This window comes from Streptomyces parvulus (assembly GCF_014648855.1).
Classification (GTDB): domain Bacteria; phylum Actinomycetota; class Actinomycetes; order Streptomycetales; family Streptomycetaceae; genus Streptomyces; species Streptomyces parvulus.
In genome coordinates this window covers 15,924-34,507 of record NZ_BMRX01000014.1, presented here as the reverse complement: position 1 = coordinate 34,507, position 18,584 = coordinate 15,924, and the positions used below count along the sequence as shown (strand labels likewise).

The window sequence follows — 18,584 nt, the reverse complement described above, 5'->3', positions numbered from 1 at the left end:
CCTGTCCGACGGTCTCCCTCAGCTCCGGTCTCCCTCATCCCTGGCGGGCGGCGCACCGGGCCAAACCCCCGAGCGGGCCCCGCCGGCCTCTTGCGGGCCCCGGGGGAGGGCACCAGCCTGGGAACCATGACGGAGAACACGACACGCCTGGACCACGTGGTGCTCTGGGTACGCGACCCGGTCGCCGCGGCCGGCTTCTACGAGAAGAACCTGGGCCTCGAGCCCCTGCGGCTGACCGAGTACGCCGCGGGGACCGTGAGCTTCCCCTCCGTGCGGCTCAACGAGGAGACCATCCTCGACCTCGCGCCCCACTCCCTCGCCGCCCGCATGCGCGTCGTCCCCGGCGCCGACGAGAGCGCGGGGCATCCCGTCAACCACGTCTGCCTGTCCCTGCCCGCGCACGACTTCGACGCGCTGCGCGCCCGTCTGGAGGAGCAGTCCGTCCCGGTCTCGGAGCTCTCCCACGACTCCTACGGCGCCCGCGGCATGGCCCGGCGCAGCTTCTACTTCGGCGACCCGGACGGCAACATCATCGAGGCCCGCCACTACGACTAGCTCCACCCGCCGCGGCCGCGAGCGGGGCGGAGCGGGCGCTCAGAACAGCGGCTCGGGCAGCACACCCTCCAGTGCGAGCAACCGCCGCTTGGTCTCCACTCCGCCCCCGAACCCGCCGATGCCGCCGTCGCTCTCCACCACCCGGTGGCACGGCACGACGACCGGCAAAGGATTGGCGCCCATGGCCATGCCCACGGCCTGGGCCGCGCCTGGCCGGCCGACCCGGCCGGCCAGATCGCCGTACCCGACGACCGAGCCGTAGGGGACGCCGGCGGCGAGCGCGCGCAGCACCTGCCGGTTGAAGCCGGAGATCAGCGACCAGTCCAGCGGCAGCTCGAAGTCCTGTCTGTCCCCGGCGAAGTACGCCTCCACCTGGCGTATCGCCTCGGCGAGCAACGGGGACCCGGGTGCCTCGACGGGCTCAGCGCCCAGCCGGGCCGCGAGCCGGTCGAGCGCCTGGTCGCGGGTGGCCTCGGTGGCGTGGAACACGACGTTGACCAGACCGTCATCGGTGGTGGCCAGCAGCAGCGGTCCTATGCCGGTGCCGACGACCGTCCACACCACCCGCCGCTCGTACTGCCCATGGCTGCCCATGCGCCCACGGTACGGCCGGCCACTGACAACGCCCGGGACGGCGGCCGGTGCGGCCGTCCGTCCCGGGCGGGGGGAGGGTCAGCGCGCGGACGAGTCCGGGTCCTCGCCCACGGCGTCCCGCACCACGTCGGGCTTGTTGGTGATGATGCCGTCGACACCGTGGCCCGCCACCAGCCGGGCGGCGGCCGCGGTGTCCACCGTCCAGGCGAAGACCTCCATCGGCCTGCCGTGCGGCCCGGTGAAGGCGTGCACCGAGGACACGTAGCTCATGGTCAGGGAGGTGTGCGAGGGGTTGATCTGGTCGGCGAACTCGGCGTACTCGGGCAGGTCCGACACGGCCGGAGTGCCGAGGAATCCCGTCTTGACGGCCGGTTTGAGCTCGTGGACCGTCCGGATGCTGTCCGCGCTGAAGCTCTGCACCACCAGCCGGCCGGCCACATGGCGGCGGTCGAGCCAGCCCTCGTTGGCGAGCACCTTGAGCGTCTGCTGCTCGATGCCCGGGTACGACTCGGGGCTCTTCAGCTCCAGCAGCAGTTTCTGGTGGTTGCGCTCCACCCGGTCCACGTACTGCTCCAGCGTCGGCACGCGCGCGCCCGCGTACGCGGACCCGAACCAGCTGCCCGCGTCCAGCCGGGCGATCTCCGCGGCGGTGAAGTCCTTCACCTTCCAGGGGGACCGGTCGGGGAAGACCTCCTCCGCGTCGGTCGTACGCCGCAGGTTGTCGTCGTGCAGGACGACGAGCTCGCCGTCCCTGGTGCGCTGGACGTCGTTCTCCACCCAGCGGATCCCCAGCTCGGCCGCCTTGTCGACGGCGGCCAGCGTGTTCTCCGGCGCGTAGGCGGAGGCGCCCCGGTGCGCGACGACCGTGGGCCCGTCGTCGCCGGCCGCGGTGGCGCGTGCGTGCGAGAGGGGAGCCGTCAGGGCGACTCCCAGAAGCGCGGTGGTCGTGACGGCAACTGTGCGCACCTGCATGCGTACTCCTCGCGTCGAGCGATCACGGACAGCTCCACTGTGACACCGGAGAGTCAACGGAAGAGGGGTACGGAATGGCCACTGGCTGAATGGAGATGCTCAACTACGCTCACCAGGGCGGCACAAGTGGGGCGAGCCCGTGATTCTTTGCCGGAGAATCGTTCGACCATTCCGGTGGGCGGCATACTCTCGGCCTCGGCCCCGGCCGTTCGCACAGGCCCGCGACAGGGCCGCATCAGGAGAATCCGGGACGCACCGGGGAGCAAGAAGGCGGAAGGGCAGCCGCACATGCAAGGCACGGTCGACGGATTCAACTACGGACTCGTCACACCGCTGGTGGCCTATCTCATGGCATGTCTCGGCGGTGCCCTCGGGCTGCGCTGCACCACCAGAGCCCTGCTGGTCACGCGCTCCTGGCGCCCCGGCTGGCTCGCGCTGGGCTCGGCGGCGATCGGCTCAGGCATCTGGACCATGCACTTCATCGCGATGATGGGGTTCACGATCGAGCACACGCCGATCCGCTACGACTGGCTGATGACCTTCGCCAGCCTGGCCGTCGCCATCGTCATGGTGGGGATCGGGATCTTCATCGTCGGCTACCGGGGCGCCCGCGGGACGGCCCTGTTCACCGGCGGCACCATCACCGGCCTGGGCATCGCCTCCATGCACTACCTGGGCATGGCCGGAATGCACCTGGACGGGCAGCTGACCTACAACACCTTCACCGTGTCCGTGTCCGTCGGCATAGCCATGGCCGCGGCCACCGCCGCGCTGTGGGCGGCCGGACAGGTCCGGGGCTTCCTGTGGAGCGTGGGCGCCGCGCTGATCATGGGACTGGCGGTCACCGGCATGCACTACACCGGCATGGCGGCCCTCGAGGTCCACGTCAGCGGCACGACCGAGCCCACCGTCGGGGCCTCACCCGCCGAACTCCTCGCCCCGATGCTGATCGGCCCCCTCGCCTTCCTCCTTCTCGCCGGGGTGGTCGTCCTGCGCGATCCGCTGATGGTCATGGGCCGGCCCACCGCGCCCCCCGTCGAGCGGAAGCCCGGCATCCCGGCCCACACCGAGGCCCCGCACAGGCCGCACGGCCCGGTGCACCACCCCGCCCGCCATCTCCGCCGCCCTCTCGTCCACCGGCGCTCCCGCACCCCGCAGAACCGCTGACCGGAGCCGGTTGTCAGTGGGGGGTCGTACGGTGGAACCCATGCGGCCCGTTTCCCAGATCGAACGCACGGTGGCGCCCTTCGAGGTCGTCAGCCCCTACCAGCCGAACGGCGACCAGCCGGCGGCCATCGCCGAGCTGGCCCGGCGTGTCGAAGCAGGCGAGAAGGACGTCGTCCTGCTCGGCGCGACCGGCACCGGCAAGTCCGCCACCACCGCGTGGATGATCGAGAAGCTCCAGCGGCCCACCCTGGTCATGGCGCCGAACAAGACCCTGGCCGCCCAGCTGGCGAACGAGTTCCGCGAACTGCTGCCCAACAACGCGGTCGAGTACTTCGTCTCGTACTACGACTACTACCAGCCCGAGGCCTACGTCCCGCAGTCGGACACCTACATCGAGAAGGACTCCTCGATCAACGAGGAGGTGGAGCGCCTGCGCCACTCCGCGACGAACTCCCTACTCACCCGCCGAGACGTCGTCGTGGTCGCCTCCGTCTCCTGCATCTACGGCCTGGGCACCCCCCAGGAGTACGTGGACCGCATGGTCCCCCTGCGGGTCGGTGAGGAACACGACCGGGACGAGCTGCTGCGCCGCTTCGTCGACATCCAGTACACGCGCAACGACATGGCCTTCACCCGCGGCACCTTCCGCGTGCGCGGCGACACCATCGAGATCTTCCCGGTCTACGAGGAGCTCGCCGTCCGCATCGAGATGTTCGGTGACGAGATCGAGGCCCTGTCCACCCTCCACCCGGTCACCGGCGAGATCATCAGCGACGACCAGCACCTGTACGTCTTCCCGGCCTCCCACTACGTCGCGGGCCCCGAGCGCATGGAGCGGGCGGTCAACGACATCGAGAAGGAGCTCGCCGAGAGCCTGACCGAGCTGGAGAAGCAGGGCAAGCTCCTTGAGGCCCAGCGGCTGCGCATGCGCACGACGTACGACCTGGAGATGCTCCGCCAGATCGGCAGCTGCTCCGGCGTGGAGAACTACTCGATGCACTTCGACGGCCGCCTCCCCGGCTCCCCGCCGAACACGCTTCTCGACTACTTCCCGGACGACTTCCTGCTCGTCATCGACGAGTCGCACGTCACCGTGCCGCAGATCGGCGCCATGTACGAGGGCGACGCCTCCCGCAAGCGCACCCTGGTCGACCACGGCTTCCGGCTGCCGTCCGCCCTCGACAACCGGCCGCTCAAGTGGGAGGAGTTCCAGGGGCGCATCGGGCAGACCGTCTACCTGTCGGCCACGCCGGGCACCTACGAGCTCTCCCGGTCGGACGGCGCCGTGGAGCAGATCATCCGCCCCACCGGCCTCGTCGACCCGGAAGTCGTCGTCAAGTCCACCGAGGGCCAGATCGACGACCTGGTGCACGAGATCCGGAAGCGGACCGAGAAGGACGAGCGCGTCCTGGTCACCACCCTCACCAAGAAGATGGCGGAGGACCTGACCGACTACTTCCTGGAACTGGGCATCCAGGTCCGCTACCTGCACAGCGACGTCGACACCCTGCGCCGCGTCGAACTCCTGCGTGAACTGCGGGCCGGTGAGTACGACGTCCTGGTGGGCATCAACCTGCTGCGCGAGGGCCTCGACCTGCCCGAGGTGTCCCTGGTGGCGATCCTGGACGCCGACAAGGAGGGCTTCCTGCGCTCCGGCACCTCGCTGATCCAGACCATCGGCCGCGCGGCGCGCAACGTCTCCGGCCAGGTCCACATGTACGCCGACAAGATCACGCCGGCGATGGAGAAGGCGATCGACGAGACCAACCGCCGCCGCGAGAAGCAGGTCGCGTTCAACCGGGCGAACGGCATCGACCCGCAGCCGCTCCGCAAGAAGATCAACGACATCGTCGCGCAGATCGCCCGCGAGGACGTCGACACCGAGCAGCTGCTCGGCTCGGGCTACCGCCAGGGGAAGGAGGGCAAGGGCGCCAAGACCCCCGTCCCCTCCCTCGGTGGCCAAGCGGCCGCAGGGGCGAAGCCGGCCAAGGGCAAGGGCCGGAGCAAGGAGACGGTGCCCACCGACCGTCCCGCCGCGGAGCTGTCCGAGCAGATCGAGGACCTCACCAACCGCATGCGGGCGGCCGCCGCCGACCTCCAGTTCGAGATCGCGGCCCGGCTGCGCGACGAGGTGTCCGAGATGAAGAAGGAACTGCGTCAGATGAAGGAGGCGGGCCTGGCCTGAGGGGCGCGCCCCGGGCACGCGCTGTGTTGCAAGACCGACACAAAGTGCGGACCGGGGTGGGGCGGTGTCGGTGCCCCTGCGTAGGGTTCGGGTCAACCGCGGGCTCCGCGGCAACAGGGGACAGCTCGAGAGGGGATCAGCGCGTGACCGTCAACATGACCAAGGGTCAGGCCATCAGTCTGCAGAAGAACGACGGCGGCAGCCTGACGTCGGTGCGCATGGGTCTCGGCTGGCAGGCGGCTCCCCGGCGCGGCCTGTTCGGCTCCCGCACCCGGGAGATCGACCTGGACGCCTCCGCGGTCCTCTTCGCGGACAAGCAGCCGGTCGACGTCGTCTTCTTCCGCCACCTGGTGAGCGACGACGGCTCGGTGCGCCACACCGGCGACAACCTGGTCGGCGGCGTCGGCCAGGGCGGCGACGACGAGGCCATCCTCGTGGACCTCCAGCGCATCCCCGTCCACATCGACCAGATCGTCTTCACCGTCAACTCGTTCACCGGCCAGACCTTCCAGGAAGTGCAGAACGCCTTCTGCCGCCTGGTCGACGAGACCAACGGCCAGGAGCTCGCCCGGTACACGCTGGCCGGCGGCGGCGCCTACACCGCCCAGATCATGGCCAAGGTGCACCGGGCCGGGCAGGGCTGGGCGATGACCGCCATCGGGTCCCCGGCCAACGGCCGCACCTTCCAGGACCTGATGCCGGCGATCCTGCCGGTCCTCTGACGGCCCTACGAAGCCGCAACGCCGGTCCCGGGGAGGGACCGGCAGGACACCGGCCCCGGGACGGGACGGACGAGCGCCGCACGGCACTCCACGAGTGACGCACGAGTGACACAGGGGGACAGGCGATGACGGCCGAGCTGACGCGGGGACAGAACCACCCGCTTCCAGGAGCCCGCCTGGAGATCCGGGTCTCGGCCGGTACGCCGGTCGTGGCCGGAGCCACGCTCGGCGACGAGCAGGGCGCAGTCCACGGCGTCGAGTGGGTGGCCCACCCGGGCACACCCACACTGCCGGGACTGGAGGTCTCCCGGCAGGCGGCCGCCGACCACCGTCTCGCTGTGGACCTGGACGCCCTGCCGGACACCGTGCACCGGGTGAGCGTGCTGCTCGCCCTGCCCACCGGCGGGCAGGGACCGCTCCGCTTCGGTGCCGTCGCCGCCCCCTTCGTGGCGGTCACCGACCTCGACGGCGACGAGGTCGCCAGCTACACGGTGACCGGTCTGGAAGCCGAGTCCGCCGTCGTCGCGCTGGAGCTCTACCGGCGCCGGGGCGTCTGGAAGGTGCGCGCCGTCGGCCAGGGCTACGCGGGCGGACTGGCCGAACTCCTCACCGACCAGAAACTCCCCGAGGCACACCGGCTCGCCGCGACCGTCCACGAGGCCGTGGCCCGCGGACTGGCCCGTTCGGTCCCCGCACCGCCGGCCCGCGCCGCGGACACCGACCGCCCCCGGCAGGCGGCCACCCCGGCGCAGGGCCCCGACCACGGCGGCGCCACCCAGGGCACCCCCGGTGCCGTGCCGCCGGTGTCCCCGTACGACGCCCAGGGCCCGGCCGGCCCGACCACCCCGGGCGTGCCGGGACAGCACGGAGCGCCGCAGCCCTATCGCGACGGCCCCGGCGACCCGGCGGCGACCGGACGGCCGTCCACGCCCACCGGCGGCGCCCCGATCGACTACAGCCACCCGCGCCGCCAGAACGCGGCCCCGCCGCCGCCCCCGCCGACCGCGCCCCCGGCGGAGCCCGGCCGGACCGCGCGGCCCGTCGCCGGCGACGCCACCGGTTGGTCCATGGAGGAACGGCTCTACAACCAGGTGTGGGGCATGTTCGAGGACCTGGCCCGCACCACGGCGGCGTACCGCAGCGCCGTCGACTTCGCCGACTCGCGCATGGAGAAGGAACTCGACCAGGCCCTGTCCGACCCGCGCAGCCGGATCGGCGGGCAGGGGGACGCGGCCCGCGAGGCGGCGCGTGCCCGGCACGGCGAGCTGGTGTCCCGGGCCAGGGAGGTCCTGGACCGGGACGTCGCCCAGCTGCTCGCCGAGGCCGAGGTCGTCGAGCCCGCCCTGCCCGCCGCCTTCGCGCGCTGGGACAACCCGGTCTGGCACGCCTACCGGGTGCCGATGGAGATACCGATGGCCCTGCGGCTGGGCGATCTCCATCTGCCGGACGCCGACCGCGTGCGCATCCCGTTGCTCATGCGGCTGCCGCTGGAGCGGGGTCTGTGGATCGACAGCGGGCGGTCCGCCTCGGCCGAAGGGTCACTCACGGACTCCCACGAGACCCGGCGGCTCGGCCTGGAGACGGCGGTCGCGCACGCGGCCCGGCTCCTCGCCGTCTATCCGGCTGGGGAGTTCACGGTCCACGTCATCGATCCGGCCGGGTCCGGCGCGCAGGCACTGTCACCCCTGGTGCGGAGCGGAGTGCTCGCCGCTCCACCCGCCGTCGGCGCGGCCGGGGCCGCGGAGGTGCTGGCCCGCCTCACCCAGCGCGTCGACCTGGTACAGATGGCGCTGCGCGGCGGCGCCCCCGACGCGCTGCCGCCCGGCGTCGACACCTCCCAGCAGCTGCTGATCGTCAACGACTTCCCGCACGGCTTCGACGACCGGGCGGTGAACCAGCTGCGCTACCTGGCCGACGAGGGGCCGGCCGTCGGCGTCCACCTGATGATGGTCGCCGACCGGGAGGACTCCGCGGGGTACGGGCCGCTGCTGGATCCGCTGTGGCGCTCGCTGCTGCGGCTGACTCCAGTGCCCGACGACCACCTCGCCGACCCATGGGTCGGTCACGCGTGGACGTACGAGCCCGCGCTCGTGCCGCCGGGCAGCCAGGTGCTCCACCAGGTCCTCACCCAGGTCGCGGCCGCCCGCCGTTCGTGGGGCAGGTAACCCCCTCCGAGCTGGCCTTTTGAGCGTTATTTGCAAATCTCTTTACCTTCCCTTGGGGAATGGGGTACTGTCGTCCGTACGGAGGGGAGTACTCCCTGTCTGTGCGGCGTACCCGTCAATACGGATCAGGCCAGATCCCGGGGCGTCGGCCCGTGGGTTCCGCGGACGCATCGCGCGTTCCGGACACCCGGGGTGGAAGAGACCTCCGGCAGCGACGACGCTGACATTTGCCGTGTGACGCACTGCCGGAGGCGTAGTGGAAGTTTCTGTGACCCTGTGGGTCCTGACCATCGTGGGCCTCGCCGCCCTCATCGCGGTCGATTTCTTCATCGGCCGCAAGCCGCACGACGTATCGATCAAGGAAGCAGGGATCTGGACGGTCGTCTGGATCGCCCTCGCCGGCCTCTTCGGAGTCGGCCTGCTCGTCTTCGGCGGCGGCCAGCCCGCCGGCGAGTTCTTCGCGGGCTTCATCACCGAGAAGTCCCTCAGCGTGGACAACCTCTTCGTCTTCGTCCTGATCATGGCGAAGTTCGCGGTGCCCTCGCAGTACCAGCAGCGCGTGCTCCTCATCGGTGTGCTCATCGCCCTGGTCCTCAGGGCGATCTTCATCGCCGCCGGCGCCGCGATCCTCGCCAGCTTCGCGTGGGTCTTCTACATCTTCGGCGCCTTCCTCATCTGGACCGCCTGGAAGCTCATCCAGGAGGCCCGGGCCGACGAGGAGGACGAGGAGTTCGAGGAGAACAAGCTCCTGAAGGCCGCCGAGCGCCGCTTCGGCGTCGCCGACCGATACCACGGCACCAAGCTGTGGATCGAGGAGAACGGCAAGCGGATCATGACCCCGATGCTGGTCGTGATGCTCGCGATCGGCACCACCGACGTGCTCTTCGCGCTCGACTCCATCCCGGCGATCTTCGGCCTGACCCAGGACCCGTACATCGTGTTCACGGCCAACGCGTTCGCCCTGATGGGTCTGCGGCAGCTGTACTTCCTCATCGGCGGTCTGCTGAAGAAGCTGGTCCACCTCTCGTACGGCCTGTCGATCATCCTGGGCTTCATCGGCGTGAAGTTGGTGCTGCACGCCCTGCACGAGTCCGGGGTGCACGTGCCCGAGATCAGCATTCCGGTCTCGCTCGGCGTGATCTGCTCCGTCCTGATCGTCACCACGATCACCAGCCTGCGGGCCTCCAAGAAGCAGGCCGCGGCCGAGGCGGCCGCCGGCAAGGACGACGCCGAGAAGGACAGCGTCGAGGCCTGACCGGACACGGTCCGATCCCCAGTCGGCCGTAGCCGGTCGGGGCACCACCACCGGAAGCGGCGGGCGGCGACCAGCCGCCCGCCGCTTCCCGTTCGCCGGTCCGCGCCACAGGGAGTGCGGGCGCTCTCGCGCTCTGCGACGATCGGCCCATGATCACTCGTCCCAGGGAGCTCATCACGCAGTGGACGGCCCTCAGCCCCATGGCCGCGGTGGTGCTGCTGGTGCTCACCTGGGGACGCGATCTGCCCGGTGTCCTCGTGGCGGTGATGACGGTCGTCCTCGCGGCGGCCGTCCTGGCGGCCGTGCACCACGCGGAGGTCGTCGCCCACCGGGTCGGCGAGCCCTTCGGCTCCCTGGTCCTCGCCGTCGCGGTCACGGTCATCGAGGTCGCGCTCATCGTGACGCTGATGGCCGACGGAGGTGACAAGAGCGCCACCCTGGCCAGGGACACGGTCTTCGCGGCCGTGATGATCACCTGCAACGGCGTGGTGGGCCTCAGCCTCCTGGTCGGCTCGCTGCGGCACGGCATCGCCGTGTTCAACCCGGAGGGCACCGGCGCCGCCCTCGCGACGGTGGCGACCCTGGCCACGCTCAGCCTGGTGCTGCCGACGTTCACCACCAGCGCGCCCGGCCCGGAGTTCTCCACCGTGCAGCTCACCTTCGCCGCGCTCTCCTCGCTGATCCTCTACGGCCTGTTCATCGCGACCCTGACCGTGCGGCACCGCGACTACTTCCTGCCGATCACCCGGCACGGCGAGGTGATCACGGTCGAGGAGCACGCCGACGCCCCGTCCGCCCGCACCGCCCTCATCAGCCTGGTGATGCTGGCCCTGGCGCTGATCGGCGTCGTCGGCCTGGCCAAGGGGGTCTCGCCGACCATCGAGGACGGAGTGGAGGCCGCGGGGCTGCACCACGCCGTGGTCGGCGTCATCATCGCCCTGCTGGTGCTGCTCCCCGAGACCATCGCCGCGGTGCGTTCCGCTCGCCGCGACCGGGTGCAGACCAGCCTGAACCTGGCCCTCGGCTCGGCGATGGCGAGCATCGGGCTGACCATCCCCGCGGTCGCCCTGGCCTCCGTGTGGCTCAGCGGCCCCCTGGTCCTCGGCCTGAGCTCCATCCACATGGTGCTGCTCGCCCTCACCGTGGTCGTCGCCTCGCTGACGGTCGTGCCGGGACGGGCCACGCCCCTGCAAGGAGGGGTCCACCTGGTGCTGTTCGCGGCGTACCTGGAGCTTGCCATCAATCCCTAGGGTCTGTCGTTTGGATCAGGCCGGCTGAGAGGGAGGGTCCTTGCCGGCCCACCCGAGCGGGGCGTGGTGCGTGCGGCTGCAAGGCGGAGGAGGGCGACAACGCGGAGCGTTGGCAACCGACGACAACGCCGCAGATGCGCGTGCCACGCCCCGCGACGCCGGCATGATCCAAGCGACAGACCCTAGGCGCCGGGTACGGCCGGCCGGAGCCCCGAGGCACCGTGATAGACCGGGGGCCGAGCGGCGGTCGCGCAAGGGCCGCCGCACCCCTCACGGACCGGAGGAACCGTGCCCCGCACCCTGGCCAACGCCCCGATCATGATCCTCAACGGCCCCAACCTGAACCTGCTGGGCCAGCGGCAGCCGGAGATCTACGGCTCCGACACCCTCGCCGACGTCGAGGCCCTGTGCGCGAAGACGGCGGCGGCGCTCGGCGGGACGGTGGACTTCCGGCAGTCCAACCACGAGGGCGAGCTGGTCGACTGGATCCACGAGGCCCGGCTGAACCACTGCGGGGTCGTGATCAACCCCGCCGCCTACTCGCATACGTCCGTGGCGGTCCTGGACGCGCTCAACACCTGCGACGGGCTGCCCGTGGTGGAGGTCCACATCTCCAACATCCACCAGCGGGAGCCGTTCCGGCACCACTCCTACGTCTCGCAGCGCGCCGACGGGGTCATCGCGGGGTGCGGTGTGCAGGGGTACGCGTTCGCCGTGGAGCGGATCGCCGCGCTGGCCGGCACCGGCCGCACACAGGCCTGAGCCGGAGGCGGCCGCGGGTGGGGCCGGGCGCACGCGGCCCGGCGCCCACCGGACGCGCGCACCGCGTCCCGGCCCTCACCAGCCCCGTGCGCGCCACTCCGGAAGGTGCGGCCGCTCCGCGCCGAGCGTGGTGTCGTTGCCGTGCCCGGGATACACCCACGTCTCGTCCGCCAGCGCGTCGAAGACCTTGGTCTCCACGTCGTGGAGCAGGCTCGCGAACGCCTCCGGATCCTTGTGGGTGTTGCCCACACCGCCCGGGAAGAGGCAGTCCCCCGTGAACACATGCGGATGCCCGTGCGGGTCGTCGTACACGAGGACGATGGAACCCGGTGTGTGGCCGACCAGGTGGCGCGCGGTCAGTTCCACCTGCCCCACCCTGATCGTGTCGCCGTCGTCGACCGCGACGTCGGTCGGCACCGGGATGCCCTCGGCGTCGTACCGCCCCGCGTAGGTGCGGGCGCCGGTGGCGGCGACGACCTCGGCGAGCGCCTGCCAGTGGTCGCCGTGGCGGTGGGTGGTGACGACGGACGCGATGCCGTCGTCACCGATCGTCCCCAGCAGCGTGTGCGCGTCGTTGGCGGCGTCGATCAGCAGTTGCTCGTCGGTGGCCCGGCAGCGCAGCAGATACGCGTTGTTGTTCATCGGGCCGACCGCGACCTTGGTGATCATCAGGTCCTTGAGCTCGTGCACGTCGGCGGGTCCGCCGACCGTCACCTCTCCGCAGTACGTCATGACGGCCAGCCTAGCCGCGCCGGGCACGCTCCGGGGCGGCCCGGTACGGGGTCACAGCGGGGGAAGCACCGGCAGCGCGCCCCCGGTCACCGCGAGCGCGGCACCCTCGCGGCGCCCGGCCAGCCAGCCCAGCAGATCGGCCGGGGTGCCGGTCACGGTCACCTCCGGCGCGTCCGCCTCCCGGCCCGTCCGCCACGCGTGCGTGCCGTCCGTGAGCCGGGTGGGCGGCACGTCCGGGTGACCGGTGAACCGGTCGGCGAGGAAGCCGGTCTCGCGCGCGGTGAACTCCGCCGGGAGGTCCTCCAGCTCGTAGCCGATGCCCAGGTCCACGTGGTGCAGCTCCACCTCGATCCAGCGCCGGAAGGGCACCCGGGACGCGGAGTCGGTGACGCCGTTGCGCAGTTCCACGGTGCGCGACCAGTCGGCGGGCGCCGCGCCGGTCGCCTGGAACCGGGCCGCGCTCTCGCGCACGTCCGCGAGCTGGTCGTCGAGGGGGCGCGGGGCATCCCGCTCGATGTCGGCGTCCCGGGCCTCGCCGGAGACGTACATGGGGCGCCCCGCGAGGACGTTCACGAGCGCGTCGGCGTTTCGGGCGAGGTGGGCGAGGACGTGGCCGCGGGTCCAGCCGGGAAGCCGTGACGACTCCGTCACGGACGCGTTGTCCAGTTTCCCGACCGCGGTGAGCAGCCGGTCGGTCGCGTCACGTACAGACGCCAGGTCATGAGCGTGATCAATCATGCTGCTGACCCTAGACCGGGCCACACCTTCGGGTGAAGGATGCGGACGACGCCCGCAATTCGAATGCACGTGCTATAAGGTCGGAGGCGGCGTCGGGCATGCTGGGAAGTCGGGGTTTGTTGACAACCGGTGAATCCGACCGGCGTTGTCAGTGGCTCCCCCTAGTCTGAGAAAAGACGGGGGCCCCGCCCCTGTCACTTCTCTCAAGAAAGGTGCGGACCGGCGTGGCCGACCGTCTCATCGTCCGTGGCGCGCGCGAGCACAACCTGAAGAACGTCTCGCTCGACCTGCCTCGTGACTCGCTCATCGTCTTCACGGGCCTCTCCGGTTCGGGCAAGTCCTCCCTGGCCTTCGACACCATCTTCGCCGAGGGCCAGCGGCGCTACGTGGAGTCGCTCTCCTCCTACGCCCGGCAGTTCCTCGGCCAGATGGACAAGCCCGACGTCGACTTCATCGAGGGCCTGTCGCCGGCGGTCTCCATCGACCAGAAGTCGACCTCGCGCAACCCGCGCTCCACCGTCGGCACCATCACCGAGGTCTACGACTACCTGCGCCTGCTCTTCGCCCGCATCGGCAAGCCGCACTGCCCGGAGTGCGGCCGGCCGATCTCGCGCCAGTCGCCGCAGGCCATCGTCGACAAGGTCCTGGAGCTGCCGGAGGGCAGCCGCTTCCAGGTGCTGTCGCCGCTGGTGCGCGAGCGCAAGGGCGAGTTCGTCGACCTCTTCGCGGAGCTGCAGACCAAGGGCTACTCCCGCGCGCGGGTGGACGGGGAGACCATCCAGCTCGCCACCCCGCCGACGCTGAAGAAGCAGGAGAAGCACACCATCGAGGTGGTCGTCGACCGCCTCACGGTCAAGGACTCCGCCAAGCGCCGCCTCACCGACTCCGTCGAGACCGCGCTCGGCCTGTCCGGCGGCATGGTCGTGCTCGACTTCGTCGACCTCCCCGAGGACGACCCCGAGCGCGAGCGCATGTACTCGGAGCACCTCTACTGCCCGTACGACGACCTGTCCTTCGAGGAGCTGGAGCCCCGCTCCTTCTCCTTCAACTCGCCCTTCGGCGCCTGCCCCGACTGCTCCGGCATCGGCACGCGCATGGAGGTCGACCCGGAGCTGATCGTCCCCGACGAGGACAAGTCCCTCGACGAGGGCGCCATCCACCCCTGGTCGCACGGGCACACCAAGGACTACTTCGGCCGCCTGATCGGCGCTCTCGCGGACGCCCTCGGCTTCCGCACGGACATCCCCTTCGCGGGACTGCCGCTGCGCGCCCGCAAGGCCCTGCTGTACGGCCACAAGACCCAGGTCGAGGTCCGCTACCGCAACCGGTACGGCCGCGAGCGCCGGTACACCACGGCCTTCGAAGGCGCGATCCCCTTCGTCAAGCGCCGGCACAGCGAGGCCGAGAGCGACGCCAGCCGCGAGCGCTTCGAGGGCTACATGCGCGAGGTGCCCTGCCCCACCTGTGAGGGCACGCGCCTCAAGCCGTTGGTCCTCGCGGTCACCGTCATGGGCAAGTCGATCGCCGAGGTCTCGGCGATGTCCATCAGCGACTGCGCCGACTTCCTGGGCGAGCTGCGGCTCAGCGCCCGCGACAAGAAGATCGCCGAGCGCGTCCTCAAGGAGGTCAACGAGCGGCTACGCTTCCTGGTCGACGTCGGCCTGGACTACCTCTCGCTGAACCGCGCGGCCGGCACCCTCTCCGGCGGCGAGGCCCAGCGCATCCGCCTCGCCACCCAGATCGGCTCCGGACTCGTCGGCGTGCTCTACGTCCTCGACGAGCCGTCCATCGGCCTGCACCAGCGCGACAACCACCGGCTGATCGAGACCCTCGTCCGCCTCCGCGACATGGGCAACACCCTCATCGTCGTCGAGCACGACGAGGACACCATCAAGGTCGCCGACTGGATCGTCGACATCGGCCCCGGCGCCGGCGAGCACGGCGGCAAGGTCGTGCACAGCGGCAACCTCAAGGAGCTGCTCGGCAACGCCGAGTCGCAGACCGGCCTGTACCTGTCCGGCAAGAAGGCCATCCCGCTGCCCGACATCCGGCGCCCGCAGGACCCCTCCCGCCGGCTCACCGTGCACGGCGCCCGGGAGAACAACCTCCAGGACATCGACGTGTCCTTCCCGCTGGGCGTGTTCACGGCCGTCACCGGTGTCTCCGGCTCCGGCAAGTCCACCCTGGTCAACGACATCCTGTACACGCACCTGGCCCGCGAGCTGAACGGCGCCCGGAGCGTGCCCGGCCGCCACACGCGCGTGGACGGCGACGACCTCGTCGACAAGGTCGTCCACGTCGACCAGTCGCCCATCGGCCGCACCCCGCGGTCGAACCCGGCGACGTACACCGGCGTCTTCGACCACGTCCGCAAGCTGTTCGCCGAGACGACGGAGGCCAAGGTCCGCGGCTACATGCCCGGCCGCTTCTCCTTCAACGTCAAGGGCGGCCGCTGCGAGAACTGCGCGGGCGACGGCACGATCAAGATCGAGATGAACTTCCTCCCGGACGTCTACGTCCCGTGCGAGGTCTGCCACGGCGCCCGGTACAACCGGGAGACCCTGGAGGTCCACTACAAGGGCAAGTCCATCGCCGACGTCCTGAACATGCCGATCGAGGAGGCGACCGACTTCTTCGAGGCGGTCCCCGCGATCTCGCGGCACCTGAAGACGCTGAAGGACGTCGGTCTCGGCTACGTCCGGCTCGGCCAGTCCGCGACGACCCTGTCCGGCGGTGAGGCTCAGCGCGTCAAGCTCGCCAGCGAGCTGCAGCGCCGCTCCACCGGCCGCACGGTCTACGTCCTGGACGAGCCGACCACCGGTCTGCACTTCGAGGACATCAGCAAGCTGCTGACGGTCCTGTCCGGCCTGGTCGACAAGGGCAACACGGTCATCGTCATCGAGCACAACCTCGACGTGATCAAGACGGCCGACTGGGTCGTCGACATGGGCCCCGAGGGCGGCGCCGGCGGCGGACTGGTGGTCGCCGAGGGCACGCCCGAGGAGGTCGCCGGAGTGCCGACCAGCCACACCGGCAAGTTCCTGCGGGACGTCCTCGGCGCCGACCGGATCAGCGACGCGTCCTCGGTGCGCAGCCCGCGCAGGACGGCCAGGGCGGTGGCGTCCAAGACCACCGCCAAGAAGACGGCGACGAAGTCCGTCGCCGGTACGGCCGCGAAGAAGGCGGCGCCCAAGGAAGCCGCCGCGAAGAAGACGGCCGCGAAGGGCGCCGCGACCAGGACGGCGGCGAAGACGGCCAAGAAGGCCGCGAAGCCCGCCGCCAAGAAGACGACGCGGAGCAGCAAGGCCTGAGCCGAGTCCCGGCGGCACCGGCCGGACGCGGACGCGCCGGGGACCACGACACTCCGTGGGCCCCGGCGCGTCACGCGTCCCGCACCGGTCCCGCCCGGCGCGATGCCGTCAGACGGCCACCTCGTGGGCGTACGGCGGCTCGGCGCCCGCGCGGGAACAGGTGACGGCGGCCGCGCGGGCGGCGAAGCGCAGCAGCGCCGTCCACCCGTCGGACCCGAGGTCGTCCAGTCCGCCCGGCCCGAGGGCATCGCGAGCGGCGAGCCCGTGCAGCAGAGCCGCGTTCACCGTGTCGCCCGCGCCGATCGTGTCCACCACATCGACCCGCTCGCCCGGCACCGCGTACTCGCCCCCGTCGCGGGTGAACGCGGTCAGCCCGTCACCGCCCCGGGTGACCACGACCGCCGCCGGGCCCGCCGCCAGCCACTCCCGCGGCGTGCCGCCGAGCCACGCGGCGTCCTCCTCCGACAGCTTCAGCAGCGACACGGAGGGCAGCCAGCTGCCGAACCGGGCCCGGTAGGCGTCCGCGTCCGGAATGAGGCCGGCCCTGATGTTCGGGTCCAGGGCCGTGAAGACGCCCCGCGAGGCGGTCTCGCGCAGCAGCCCCTCGTAGGCGCTCGCGCCCGGCTCCAGCACCAGCGAGCAGGTCCCGAAGGACACCGCCCGGGTACCCGCCGGCAGCGCGGCGGGCAGGGTGAACAGCCGGTCCGCCGTTCCGTCGACGTAGAAGGAGTAGGCGGCCGACCCGGCCGCGTCCACGGTGGCCACCGCGAGCGTCGTCGGCTCGGTCCCGCGCTGCACGGGCGCCACGTCCACCCCCGTCTCCCGCAGCCGGTCGAGGAGCGCCTCGCCGAAGGCGTCCCGCGAGACGCGGGAACAGAAGGCGGCGGGGGTGCCGAGGCGGCCCAGCGCGACGGCGGTGTTGTACGGGCCGCCGCCGAGGGCGGGGCGCAGCCCGGCCAGGGCGCCCCTGCCCTGCGGTACCAGGTCGATCAGTGCCTCACCGGCGACGACGATCACGGGCGGGTCCTTTCGTGAGCGGTGGCTTGGACGTGCTCGGACTCTTCACGGCCCCCGGCCGGCTCGCGTTCCCCGGTCTCCTCCGCGCAGCCGCACGACGTGCGGTGGACGAAGGCGCAGGGCAGACGCACCGTGCGGGCGGGCCGGTCCGGCGCGGCGAGGCGTTCCAGCAGCAGCCGGACGGCCTGCGCGCCGAGGTCCCTGCTGGGCTGGGCGATCGCGGTGAGGCGGGGCGTGAAGAGATCGGCCCACGCGAAGTCGTCGAAGCAGCACAGGGCGACGTCGCCGGGTACCGAGAGGCCGCGGTCCCGCAGTGCGCGCAGGGCGCCGATGGTCATCGCGTTGTTGGCCGTGATCAGCGCCGTGGGCGGCACCGCCAGGGACAGCAGGGCCGCGCTGGCCCGCGCACCGCCGTCCGCCTCGGAGTCGCCGTGGACCAGCAGCCGTTCGTCGAAGGGCAGCCCGGCGGCCGCGAGGCCGTGCCGGTACCCGGTGATCCGCTCGCGCGTCGTGCTGAGTCCCGGCCGCCCGGCGACCAGGCCGACGCGTCGGTGGCCGAGTCCGGTGAGATGGCCGACCAGCCGCGCCGTCGGCTCGGCGCTCTCCGCGCAGACCTGGTCGAAGCGAGGCGCGCCGTCCGCCTCCGGCACCTCGACCACCCGGTCCAGGAAGACCGCCGGCACCCGATGGCGCACGAGATAGGCGACCAGCCCCTTCGGCTCGGCGGAGGGCGCGACGATCATGCCGTCCACGCGTCGCTCGTGCAGCATCCGGACGACCTCGCGCTCGTGCGCCGGATCGTCGTGCGGGTCGGCGATGAGCAGGCCGTAGCCGTGCTCCAGGGCACTGGCCTCGACGCCTTGGAGGATCTCCGTGAAGTAGGGGTTGCTGATCGCGGACACCGCGAGTCCGATCGAACGGGTGCGGGAGGTCACCAGGGAGCGGGCGAGCGTGTTCGGGGTGTAGCCCAGTTCCTCGACGGCGTCGAGCACCGCCCGTCGGGTGTTTGGCAGGACCGGGCGGGTGTCGTTGAGCACGTGCGACACGGTCGCCACGGAGACGCCCGCGCTCCGTGCGACGTCCGCCATGGTCGGCATCAGTAGCCCCCTCCTCCCGGCCCCACCCGGTCGCCGCGGCACCGGCCCGGTGCGCGGGGATG

The 18,584-nt window shown here is 71.5% G+C and carries 15 protein-coding genes; 9 read left to right on the top strand and 6 right to left on the bottom strand.

The genetic code is table 11. The annotated features are described in order from the left end of the window. The first annotated feature begins 126 nt into the window (after positions 1-126). Positions 127-555: a VOC family protein gene (locus IE108_RS26330; RefSeq protein WP_064727328.1), complete on the top strand. Its 429-nt coding sequence runs from the start codon at positions 127-129 to the stop codon at positions 553-555. Positions 556-594: 39 nt separating this feature from the next. On the opposite strand, the gene IE108_RS26325 is transcribed toward IE108_RS26330, so the two are convergent. Beyond that, positions 595-1,149 (bottom strand): methylated-DNA--[protein]-cysteine S-methyltransferase, encoded by a 555-nt coding sequence (locus tag IE108_RS26325; RefSeq protein ID WP_064727327.1) that lies wholly within the window; start codon positions 1,147-1,149, stop codon positions 595-597. 78 nt (positions 1,150-1,227) lie between these two features. Next, positions 1,228-2,121 (bottom strand): glycerophosphodiester phosphodiesterase family protein, encoded by an 894-nt coding sequence (locus IE108_RS26320; RefSeq protein ID WP_064727326.1) that lies wholly within the window; start codon positions 2,119-2,121, stop codon positions 1,228-1,230. A gap of 288 nt (positions 2,122-2,409) precedes the next feature. Here IE108_RS26320 and IE108_RS26315 point away from each other — a divergent pair, with 288 nt between their 5' ends. The 7 genes from IE108_RS26315 (at position 2,410) to aroQ (ending at position 11,627) form a co-directional block, all read left to right on the top strand. After that, complete coding sequence (locus tag IE108_RS26315) at positions 2,410-3,288, top strand: MHYT domain-containing protein (protein ID WP_064727325.1); 879 nt, start codon at positions 2,410-2,412, stop codon at positions 3,286-3,288. A 40-nt stretch (positions 3,289-3,328) separates the two neighbouring features. Then, on the top strand, positions 3,329-5,473 hold the full coding sequence (gene uvrB / locus IE108_RS26310) for an excinuclease ABC subunit UvrB (protein WP_064727324.1): 2,145 nt from the start codon (positions 3,329-3,331) through the stop codon (positions 5,471-5,473). Positions 5,474-5,616: 143 nt separating this feature from the next. After that, entirely contained in the window at positions 5,617-6,195 is a 579-nt protein-coding gene (locus IE108_RS26305) for a TerD family protein (protein ID WP_064727323.1), read from the top strand. Positions 6,196-6,320: 125 nt separating this feature from the next. Then, positions 6,321-8,360, top strand: coding sequence for a TerD family protein (locus tag IE108_RS26300; RefSeq protein WP_064727322.1), 2,040 nt, complete (start codon positions 6,321-6,323; stop codon positions 8,358-8,360). A 256-nt stretch (positions 8,361-8,616) separates the two neighbouring features. After that, positions 8,617-9,615 carry a TerC/Alx family metal homeostasis membrane protein gene (locus tag IE108_RS26295; RefSeq protein WP_107420112.1) on the top strand — a complete coding sequence of 333 codons (999 nt, stop codon included), beginning with the start codon at positions 8,617-8,619 and terminating at the stop codon, positions 9,613-9,615. Between the two features lie 149 nt (positions 9,616-9,764). Further along, on the top strand, positions 9,765-10,865 hold the full coding sequence (locus IE108_RS26290; protein WP_064727320.1) for a calcium:cation antiporter: 1,101 nt from the start codon (positions 9,765-9,767) through the stop codon (positions 10,863-10,865). Positions 10,866-11,153: 288 nt separating this feature from the next. Further along, positions 11,154-11,627, top strand: coding sequence for a type II 3-dehydroquinate dehydratase (gene aroQ / locus IE108_RS26285; protein WP_064727319.1), 474 nt, complete (start codon positions 11,154-11,156; stop codon positions 11,625-11,627). 75 nt (positions 11,628-11,702) lie between these two features. Here aroQ and IE108_RS26280 read toward each other — a convergent pair whose 3' ends face one another. Continuing rightward, the gene (locus IE108_RS26280; protein WP_064727318.1) at positions 11,703-12,359 is read right to left on the bottom strand and encodes an MBL fold metallo-hydrolase; all 657 of its coding nucleotides are present in this window, start codon (positions 12,357-12,359) and stop codon (positions 11,703-11,705) included. 51 nt (positions 12,360-12,410) lie between these two features. Continuing rightward, positions 12,411-13,097: a maleylpyruvate isomerase family mycothiol-dependent enzyme gene (locus IE108_RS26275; RefSeq protein ID WP_064727317.1), complete on the bottom strand. Its 687-nt coding sequence runs from the start codon at positions 13,095-13,097 to the stop codon at positions 12,411-12,413. 224 nt (positions 13,098-13,321) lie between these two features. Between IE108_RS26275 and uvrA the strand changes: the two genes are divergently transcribed. Continuing rightward, complete coding sequence (gene uvrA, locus IE108_RS26270; protein ID WP_064727316.1) at positions 13,322-16,408, top strand: excinuclease ABC subunit UvrA; 3,087 nt, start codon at positions 13,322-13,324, stop codon at positions 16,406-16,408. A 108-nt stretch (positions 16,409-16,516) separates the two neighbouring features. On the opposite strand, the gene IE108_RS26265 is transcribed toward uvrA, so the two are convergent. Both IE108_RS26265 and IE108_RS26260 read right to left on the bottom strand, forming a co-directional pair. Continuing rightward, positions 16,517-17,425, bottom strand: coding sequence for a carbohydrate kinase family protein (locus tag IE108_RS26265; protein WP_064727315.1), 909 nt, complete (start codon positions 17,423-17,425; stop codon positions 16,517-16,519). Beyond that, entirely contained in the window at positions 17,422-18,522 is a 1,101-nt protein-coding gene (locus tag IE108_RS26260) for a LacI family DNA-binding transcriptional regulator (RefSeq protein WP_064727314.1), read from the bottom strand. Before IE108_RS26260 ends, IE108_RS26265 begins: the two co-directional genes overlap by 4 nt. Positions 18,523-18,584: the final 62 nt, after the last annotated feature.